Here is a 9,886-nt window from a genome sequence, read left to right as displayed (position 1 = left end):
TCCTCTTTGGGCAAAATTCTGTTTTCTTTGAGGCAATAGCCCTGCTTGTATTTGTCGTAGTCGAAAGTAGAAACTATCGCGAAGCCTCGTGAAGTGGAGTAATCGGGCACGATGCGGATAAATATGGCGCAAAGTATCATTATAAGAAGCAGCGTGCCAGCTAGGGCTTTAAATTTAATAGAGCTGTAGAATTTCATATCATTTCTTTTCTATCCATCCATTCGTTAGAGGCTAATTCTTTCGGGCCCGGAGGAGTTTTCTTCCCCCACAAATAATAACTCAATATATCGGCGCCGTAATTGCCCTCTAATTCTAATCTCAAATCAGTTTCTTTTTTGCTCATCTCTTATCCTTTTTCGGTTACATTCGTTAAGATAAAATTTTAACTAACTTTATCCGCCGTGAATCCACATATCCAGCTCCTGTTCCGCCGGAGCTTTGATATCAAAATTTATATTTCCGCAATTATCGTATGAGAATTTACGTCGCAAATGCTTCATATGAGTATAAGCTAAGACTTTGTTAAAGTTTTCTAAGTTCTCATATTCGTTTTTTATTCGCATTAAATTTTCTTTGCTTTTGATTTTTGTTAAATCTTCTTTATTGTTAAGCTCGATATACCAACTTATATAACCAGGTCTGGCATAATTCACAAAAAATCGATTCTCTTTTATTAAAAATGATTTTTCTAAAAACATTTTTCCACCATGAAGCGGATTTTTCTCTTCGGACAAGATAATAGGCTGTCTAAAGCCTAAAATTTCATCCTTATATACAAAATATTTTGATAGATCGGAGATATCTATTTGCGTCTTGTCTTTTATCTCATAATCAAAACTCTTTCTGTCGGTATTTTCGACCAAAAAATCAAACCAGTTTTCTTCATTAAAATCGCCGATTAGATAGAGCTTGGAGATGTTCGCCGTATAAAAACTATGGCCGAAATTTTTTATATCGTGCTCATCGATAATGGTATTTCGCAGAACCTCATAGTCGTGATATCTTTTAAAATAATTTATAGCGGCATTTTGAAGTAACTCTTCGTTGCTCAGAATTCTATTCTCTTTTAGACAATATCCCTTTTGATATTTGTAATAGCTAAAAATAGTAACTACGCAGGAGCCTTGCGAAGCGGAGTAATCCGGCACGATGCGGATAAACAGGGCGCAGAAAAGTAGCGCCGCGGCTAGGATTTTAAATTTAAGTTTGCGAAATTTCATTACGATCCTTTAGGCACCGCCAGTGAAACAAACCGCACACCTCGCCGCTCCGTTAAATTTATACCTTCGCTCCGCATTCATCGCCCCGACCTTTCTAAATTTGAGATAAGCTTTAGCGACGCTTAAAGTTTTCTGCCTAGCGCCAAAACCTCTTTGCATCGCTAAATTTCATATCCCGCGCTAGCCAATTTTAAATCGCCGAAACATTTAAATTTTTAGTTCTCGCGACGCTTAAATTTTCCCAGGCACGGCGCGTAAAATTCAGCGGCACGGCGCCAAAAATTTCAGATAAGCTCTAAACCCACGCCTTAGTTTTATGCCGGCAAAATTTAATTGCGCCGTAAAAAGTCGGTCTGCCGCGTAAAATTTAGCGGCGCGGCAAAAGAGGGTCCGTCTCGTAAAGCGGTGTCGCATAAAATTTAACCGCACCGCAAAAAGCTACTCCGCTGCGCAAAATTTAACCGCGCCGCGCCAAAGCTCGTTACTTCTTCGGTTTGCTTAGCTCGTAGCCGAAGTGGATCTTTTTGCTCTCGCCCGGCTTTAGCTCGAAGTCCCAGCTAAGCAGTCCGTCCTTGCCGAGGCTGCTCTGCTCGGGCGAGTTTTTCAGCGCGACCTTTACGTCCTCATGCGTCGAAACGGGCGCTCGCTCTTGCAAAACCACGTTCCAAGCGCGCTTGGAGCCGTTTTTGATCTCGTAGTCCCAAGCCATGGAATTCTTGCTTTCGCCGCCGAAAAAGGAGTTTTTCGTGAAGTTGTTCGCCTGCTCTTTTTTAACTTCGATCAGGCTGTTTTTACCCAGATATGCCGTAGCCTCGGAATTTGCGGCAAAGCCTAGATGCACGAGCCCGATCTGCACGCCGTCGAGCTTTATTAGCGTTTCGCTCTCCTCTATGCTTCTTTCGGGGATAAATTTAGCCCGCACGTAGGCCGCCTCGCTGCCGTAGCCGTCGATGAGTAGATCAAATTTCGCATCCAGGCTCTGTTTATCGAAGCTGAACTCGCCCGCCTCGCCCGCCTTGAGGCTTACGCCGCTAATTTTCCACACCTTTGAGAGCGAGCTTTCGATATTCGAGCCCGTCCTTGCATACGACGATCTCGCCTCCGCCGCAGGCGCCCTCTGCATATCCGCCACCTCTAGCATCACGTCCTTTTTATAAGCCGCCGCGGGCTCAGGCTCCATAGGCTCGCCCTCATACCACGGGTAAAACGGCTGCGGCGCGGTCTGCGAGGAGTACTCGTAAGGATACAGCGCGATCGTCAAATTCGCTAGCTCGGCGTTTAGCGGATTTTGCACCGAGAGTTTTTGCGCGACCTCGATTTTACCGCTTGCAAGATCGGCAGAGAGCTCGTTGTGCGTGTAGGCGCTTACGTCAACGGGGTAATTGATCTTAACGAAGCTCGGATCGCAGCCAAAGTTCGCGTTTAAGCGGCGTTCGTTCTTGATCCGGTATTTTGAAATTTTCTCTTTGAGCTTTACGATCTGCTCGTCCGTCTTTGAAATTTCGCCCGCTGCGAGCAAGACCTCGTCGTAAATTTTTTGCGAATCCGCCTTTAGGCTTGCCAGGCTTCTATCTTTTAAGCTCGCAAAATCGCTTAAAAAGCGCTGCTGCGCCTTAAGCGCGACCAGGCGGTCGTTTAGCTCGCGCAGGCTCTTTTCGTCCGCCTCTTTTTTGGCGAATTCCGCGTTTTTCACGGGCTCGCTCTCCTCCAAAGACAATTCGCGCACTTCGCAAGAGCCCACAATCTCGATGCTGCGGATATCCAAGTACTCCGGCACGTTCACGCTGAAGTTTGATTTTTGCGCGCCGAAGTTTTGGTGCAAGAAGGCGGAGTTCGCGTAGATCTCAAGGCTATTTTCCTGCGCGCTTAAATTTACGGCAAGCGCCGCAGCTGCGCTTAAAAGAACTATTTTTTTCATTTTTACTCCTTAAAAATTTTACGTAATTGTAACGATAAATTTTGATTTTTATGCTTAAAATTTAAGATAAATTTTAAAATTCTTGCTCCGCCGCCCGCTTTGAAATTTTAAAATTTCGAAGCCGCAAAATCCCCGCCGCGGACGTTAAAATTTTACCGCTGCTGGCGCCTATTAAGTCCTCTCGCTCGCTCAGCCTAAGCGATAAAATTTTAAAATTTCTAAGCTTCTATTTCGAGGACGAGATGTACCCCTCCGCGAAGTTAAACCGATAAAAATGCAGGCGTTAGCCTGCCGTAACTTTAGTGGGGTGCGGGGCAGAGCCCCACTCGCAGGCTCGGATCTTGTTCGAACCGAGAAGCGAAACCGATAAATTTTAAAATTTTGCGTAGTAAAATTTCTGAAACTTTAGGCGAGCGAAGCAATGCGAAGGAAGCGCGGGGCACTTCCTAGCCTTCGCGAGAAATAGCGAAGCTCCCCGTCGCAAGGACGAGCTGTGCTCGTCCGCGAAGTCAAACCGATAAAAATGCAGGCGTTAGCCTGCCGTAACTTTAGCGGGGCGTGGGGCAGAGCCCCGCTCGCAGGCTCGGACTTTATTCGAACTGAGAAGTAAAACCGATAAATTTTAAAATTTTGCTACGCAAAATTTCTGAAACTTTAGGTGGGTCGAGGGAGCAAAGCTCCCCGTCGCAAGGACCGAGCTGTGCTCGTCCGCGAAGTTAAGATCAAAACGGATACGTCAAGCAACACACCCTGCCGACCTTTTCGTTGTAGCTGACGTCGAGCTTCAGATCGTATAGCTTGCTTAAAATTTCGCTCTTTATGATCTGCTCGGCCTTGCCGTATGCGACCTCGCCGCCGCCTTTTACGAGCGCGACATATCCGCCCAAAAGCAGCGCGAAGTCCGGATTGTGCGTGGCTAAAACTACGGTGTAGCCGTTTTTGAGAAGTTCCTTCGTGGCGCGGAGGAATTTGTATTGGTTGGCAAAGTCTAACGCCGAGGTGGGCTCGTCGAAGATCACGATCTTAGGCTCGCTGCAAAGGGCGCGCGCGATGGACGCCATCTGCCTCTGACCACCGCTTAGGCGCGTGATGATCTTGTCTTTTAGGTGCCAAATTTCAAGCATTTTCATGTAGCGCTGCGCGAGCTTGTAGTCGTTTTCGCTCGGCTGCGAAAAGATCCCTATATGCGCCGTGCGCCCCATTAGGACGTACTCAAAGACGCTGTAGTCGTACTCGCAGACCTCGCTTTGCGAGACGTAGCCGATGATCTCGGCGCGCCCTTTGGCGCTGAGACTCGCCATATCCTTGCCGTCAATTGAAATTTTACCGCGCAGAGGCGTAAGCGTGCCGCTGATTAAATTTAAAAGCGTCGATTTGCCTGCGCCGTTTTGCCCCAAAATCGTCAGCATCGCGCCCGCTTCTAGGTTGAAATTCACGTCGTGCAGCGTCAGAGGGGCGGATTTTACGTAGCCGAAGTCTAAGCTCTCAACCCTAACCATTTAGCTTCCTTTTATTTTTCAGCAGGATGAATATAAAAAATAGCGTGCCGATAAAGCCCGTAAGTACCCCTAACGGGATCTCGCTTTGATTTATACTGCGCGCTACGTCATCTACGATGAGCACGAAGATCGCGCTTAAAAATATGCTCGCGGGGATCGCCTTGGTGTTGCTAACGCCCACGATCATGCGCGTTAAATGCGGCATCAAAAGCCCCACCCATGCGACTATGCCGCTGATACACACGCTGCTTGCGGTAAGCAGCGTCGCGCAGACGATGATGATGCCCCGCTCCAGCACGACGTTTACGCCCAGCTTCGCCGCAGTCGCATCGCCCATGGATAGGACGTTTATGCGGTAGCTCATCAGCACCAAGATAGCGATACAAACCCCCATCACCGGCGCTATCATCGCTAGCACGGAGGGGTCGACCTTCGCGAGGCTTCCTAGCTGCCAATACACGATGTCTGCAAGCTTCGTCTCGGGATCGGCCATAAATTTTAAAAATCCGATCAGTGCGCCCATCAGACCGCTTACGATGATGCCCGCAAGCACGAGCATTATGGTGGCGCTCGAACGCAGCGCTCGCGTGATTAGAAGCGTAATGCAAACCGCCGCAAGCCCGAAAACGAAGGCGAAAAGCTGGATCAAAAGGATATTTAGATCAAGCAGGATCGCGATCGCCGCGCCCACGCAAGCTCCCGCGCTGACGCCTAAAAGATCGGGCGAGACGAGCTGGTTTTTAAAGACGCCTTGATACGCCGTGCCGCTGATGCCCAGCGCCGCACCCACGAGCACCGCGGCGATGATACGCGGCAGGCGCACCTGCATGATGACGTTGTGGACGTTTTGCGCTACCTCGCCGCCGCTAAGCGCTTTTAAAACCTCGGTGATGCTTAGGCCGAAGCGCCCTATACAAAGCGATATCGCGATCGTCGCAATCGTCGCCAGTATCAGCAGCACGAGCATAAATTTAAAATTTTTCATACCTTCCCTTGCTTTAAATTTTTATCTTTTGCCTTAAATTTAATCTTTGAAATTTCGCCTCGTTGAAACCTGCTTAAAATTCCGCTTTCCGGCTCGTAGGCGAAAGGCTTGCGGCAAAATTCCTTCGTGATGGCCCTAAGATCAATACTTCAGAAAAGATCCGGATGAAAATTTTAACCGCCTGCAAGATTTGTAGTGACGTCCTCACGCCCGTGCGGTCCCAGCCTAAAATGTTTGCAGGTGCAGCATAGACGCACTTTTGTCGCACCGCCTCAAGCTGCGAAACGCAGGACTTGGCAGCAGTGCCTCCGCCTCGCACGAGGTGCCTTCTGTCGATGATGACACAGAGACTGCAGCGGCTTTGATTTATACATCTAAATCCTTAAACAGATGTGGCATTTTAGCACATATCATATTAAATTTTTATGATTTCGGCTTTCATATACGTGAGCGTATGTGAGCGAATCTAATGGCGTGCAGCTCCGTGTAATAAGGCTTTTAAGCGAAATTTCGCTTGTGGATTTCAGATGAGCGCCTACGAAATTTACGCCAAGATGGAATTTTAAAATTTCATCCTTTCGCGAAAGATGCGTTTAAGCTCGATGGCGGAATTTTGCCTGGCTAAATTCCGCATATTTAGCAGCAGACAGCGCGCGGCAAAATTTTATACAGAGTCTGAAGATTTGATTTAGAATTCCACAAACGGATACGGCGCGAAAATTTTCTCTTTATTTGACCTCGGTTTTGCTAGCCACTTAGTTGTAGAATTTTACTGCTCGTTTAGCTGTGGGATTTTATTTGACCGCAAGGGGTTAAATTTTATCATGAAATTTCGCATCGCTTAAAATGCGATGCGAAATGAATCCGTCTGTCGCTACTGCCAGCCTAGAGCTTTACGCTTTAGGCGCATATCGCTTACCATTTTTAGCGCAAGCGCGACCGGATCGGTATCTACGTGCATCACAGAGCCAAGTGCCCGCCTGGTGCCCTCTTTGAAAAAGTGTATGACATTTGCGGAGCCGTGGATTTGATACTCGACGCAGTGATATGAGTCGATGCCCATCAGGCGGAATCCGAGCGAGGCATCGACGCCCTTTTCGTTCGCCCACTCGGGAGAGGTGAAGGCAAGCGGCAGCTCGTAGAGATTTTTGTCTAGCACCCCTGCGATACCTGCGAAAATTCCGCTGGAGCGGGTATTATCGATACACTCACCCACGTGCCATACCGGCGGAAGCTCGTCTTTTTCTAAAAACGCCCGCAGCGACGCGCCTGCTTTTTTATACGCGCTTTTTTGGCAAAAGCCCAGCTTCATTAGCGGGAACGACGCGCAGCCGTTGGTCAGGATTAGGACGTTATTTTCGATTAGGGTTTGTGCGACATCTATGATAGCGCGCTCATAAGGCACTTTAGGATTGGTGCAGCCGACCATATTTACGATGCCTAAAATTTCACCGCTTTTTAGCGCGTGCGCTAACGGCTCCATGCCGCCGTAGTGTTTATGGACGAATTCTACCGAAAAGCCCACTTCGGCCTCAACTTCATACGGCGGGATATATACCGGCAGCCCCTTGCGCTTTTCGTGAGATTGCAATGCGCGATCTAGAATTTTACGCGCTAAATTCCTAGTTTCGGCGATATTGCTGTGGTGATGATCGTAGCCTATATGCTCGGCTCCGGGAAGCCTAGCCGATGAGCTTGTGGTAACGACCTTGGTCTGGAAGCAGTTAGCCACGTCCATGATCGCAGGATAGACATCTTGGACATCGGCGACCCAAAGATCAAGTGCGCCTGTGCCTATGACGAGTTCGGCAGTTACGGCGTTTGAGAGCGGCACGACGCCCCAATTGCGATACATCGCCGATAGTCCAGAACAGCACACGCCGTAAAATGCGATCCCCTGCGCGCCTATTGCGCGAGCCTTGTCTTGATACTCCTTAGAATTTCCGATCTCCACTATTAGGCTTACTAATGTCGGCAGATGTCCGTGCACGGCGATATTGACCCAGCCTTTTTTAAGCGCGCCCATATTGCTTTTGGAAGTTACGCGATCTCCTACGCCAAATAGCGCATCCGTAGCGATATTCGCAGCTACTACGCCGGTGAAGGTAAAAGCAAGCCCGCAGCGCAAAAGATGCTGCATCACGCTGCGCCAGTCTCCATCCGTGCCTACACCCGTTCGGTGATACGCCTCAAAGACTTCGTTATACGCACTAATCGGCAAGATATCTAGCTTACGCCATACCTCTTGACGCTCCTTGGGTGCGAGCGCAGTGATGGTTTTATACTCGCCGCTGCTTTGCGAAAGATCTGTCAAAAGCGTATCGGCAAGCTCGATCGCTACCTCTTTTAACTCTCTGCCTTCAGTTGGAATTCCAAAGGCTTTGGCGGTATTGATGATTTTGTATTCGCCTATTATGGGCAGATCTAGCTTGCCCTGCGCCGCCCATTTTAGCGACAGCAGAAGCTCTCTGGCGTGCGCGCCGTGTTGAGCTACGCCTGCAGCTACTTGGCGCAGTAGGTTGCGCGATACGATGAGATCGGCGTCCGCACCGCAAGTGCCGCGATCGGCCTTTTTAGTAATTTTGCAAGGCCCCATATTGCAGATCTTACAGCATACCCCGCTAAGTCCATAACTACACATAGGCATCTGTTTATCAAAGCGATCAAACGCCGTATCTACGCCGATCTGCTCCATCCTAAGCATCATTTCACGCACGGCGGGATCGGGGGTTTTCTCAAGTACTTCTTGCTTTGTAGGGAAGGTCTTTTTGTATTCAAGCACCGCCTTCATATAATCCGCCGTAAATTCCGCCTCGTGAAAATGCTCGAAAAGATTGCCCTGCGCGTCTTTATGTGTGTGCGGACTAGCCTTTGCGGGCACTAAAACTTTTGGGATACCGTGCTCGTCAAATCCAATAATCGCGCGATGAGAGTGGGGCTTGTGATCATGGCAATGTTTGTCGTGCTCGTGCGAGCTGATGACGGAATCCTCGTCGCGCTCGTGCGAATACGCCGCAGAATTTGCGCCGTATTCGTGCAAATAAGCTGCGAGGTTTTCTTCTTGATCGTGTGGGTGGGTCGCAAGATCTTCGTCGCGTAGATGCGAGTGGATTGCGGAGTTATCGCTATGCTCGTGCGAGCAAGAGAAATGGTCTTTGCTGCTTGGGCTCTTCGTAGGATTTGAGATGGAATTTATCAAAGAATCGGCCATGGAATTTGTCGTAGAGCCTATCGCGGAATTTTGGGCGTTGCTTGCGCCTTGAGCGCTTGAGTACGCCGCAAAGTTCGTACTTGAAGCAGAGCTTGCGCTATCATCGTAGCCAGACGCGGAATTTCTGGCTTCGCAATCGCACTCGTCGCAGGAATTCTCACCTGCGGCGCGATTTTTAGAAATTTTGTCGCGAGCATGTGAGGCGGAAGTCGTAGAATTTGCGGCGGAATTTTTAGCAGTGCTTGCACTTTTGTCGAAAACGGACGCGGCGGAGCTTTTGAGCGCGTCTGCGACGGAATTTTCTCCCGTATTCGTAGCGGAATTTTCATCCGTCGCAGCCTTCTTGCGTGAGCCTTTTTGTTTTGCGATTTTGTCGTTTGCCATGGTTGTCTCCTTAAAATTTATTTTAAAAATAAGTGAGAATGCAGCCCTCAATAAATATACTAAAAGACTACACTATTTAATTCTTATAGATAAAATTTAACGTGATTGTATTTTTTAATTGCTTTAAATTCCCTTAATAGCGCACTAAAATAAAAGATAAATTTTTATGAATAAAATATACTAAAATAGCTGAATTTAAATTTTGCCAAGCGGCTCGATCATCTTAGATAATCGATCAGCTTGGCGGAGATTTCTCGAAACTGCAAAATTTTATGCCCCTTTTTCTCGCGCATGAAGTCCTGCGCGTCGCGCAATCTCGCAAACGTGATAAGATCGTCGCCTCTGGCGCTTTGCAGCACGCTGCCGAATACATAAAACGCGTCCTGCGCCCGCAAAATTTCGCCGCTTGCGTAATCGGTAACATAAAGTTCCGCGCCACCGAAATTTGCACCCGCAGAATTTGTCTCGCCTAAATTGCCGCTAGCTGGATTTTTGCTCGCAGAATTTGCTTCCGAAGAATTTTCATTCACAGAATTCATCTTTGCAGAAGTGCCGCCGAAATTTGCGCCCGAGCTCTCACTTTCAAAAAAATACGCAAACATCGCCTTGGGCGAAGCAAACGCTAGCGCGCTGCCGTCTTTGAGCCTTGCATAGGCGCGAAATTCAGGG

General features: G+C 48.4%; 8 protein-coding genes and 1 pseudogene. All 9 read right to left on the bottom strand.

The features are described from left to right. A pseudogene (locus Q0257_RS04665) lies at positions 1 to 197 on the bottom strand (hypothetical protein); the annotation flags it as partial. Further along, a complete protein-coding gene (locus tag Q0257_RS04660; protein WP_298022144.1) occupies positions 194 to 343 on the bottom strand; it encodes a hypothetical protein in 150 nt (49 codons plus the stop codon). The gene Q0257_RS04660 and the pseudogene Q0257_RS04665, both read right to left, overlap by 4 nt. 49 nt (positions 344 to 392) lie before the next feature. After that, a complete protein-coding gene (locus Q0257_RS04655; protein ID WP_298022142.1) occupies positions 393 to 1,220 on the bottom strand; it encodes a hypothetical protein in 828 nt (275 codons plus the stop codon). Between the two features lie 481 nt (positions 1,221 to 1,701). Beyond that, the gene (locus Q0257_RS04650) at positions 1,702 to 3,138 is read right to left on the bottom strand and encodes a DUF4139 domain-containing protein (protein WP_298022139.1); all 1,437 of its coding nucleotides are present in this window, start codon (positions 3,136 to 3,138) and stop codon (positions 1,702 to 1,704) included. Positions 3,139 to 3,860: 722 nt separating this feature from the next. Beyond that, on the bottom strand, positions 3,861 to 4,637 hold the full coding sequence (locus Q0257_RS04645) for an ABC transporter ATP-binding protein (RefSeq protein WP_297959071.1): 777 nt from the start codon (positions 4,635 to 4,637) through the stop codon (positions 3,861 to 3,863). Then, positions 4,630 to 5,622 carry an iron ABC transporter permease gene (locus tag Q0257_RS04640; RefSeq protein WP_297880697.1) on the bottom strand — a complete coding sequence of 331 codons (993 nt, stop codon included), beginning with the start codon at positions 5,620 to 5,622 and terminating at the stop codon, positions 4,630 to 4,632. The genes Q0257_RS04645 and Q0257_RS04640 overlap by 8 nt, the downstream gene beginning before the upstream one ends. Before the next feature lie 73 nt (positions 5,623 to 5,695). After that, positions 5,696 to 5,941 carry a hypothetical protein gene (locus Q0257_RS04635; protein WP_298022137.1) on the bottom strand — a complete coding sequence of 82 codons (246 nt, stop codon included), beginning with the start codon at positions 5,939 to 5,941 and terminating at the stop codon, positions 5,696 to 5,698. Between the two features lie 555 nt (positions 5,942 to 6,496). Beyond that, complete coding sequence (locus Q0257_RS04630) at positions 6,497 to 9,217, bottom strand: carbon monoxide dehydrogenase (protein ID WP_298022134.1); 2,721 nt, start codon at positions 9,215 to 9,217, stop codon at positions 6,497 to 6,499. Positions 9,218 to 9,435: 218 nt separating this feature from the next. Then, a partial coding sequence (locus Q0257_RS04625) for a nitrous oxide reductase accessory protein NosL (protein WP_298022129.1) occupies positions 9,436 to 9,886 on the bottom strand: 451 nt, incomplete at its 5' end.

The organism is uncultured Campylobacter sp. (genome assembly GCF_938018035.1).
GTDB lineage: Bacteria > Campylobacterota > Campylobacteria > Campylobacterales > Campylobacteraceae > Campylobacter_B.
This window is presented reverse-complemented; position numbering and strand designations above follow the sequence as displayed.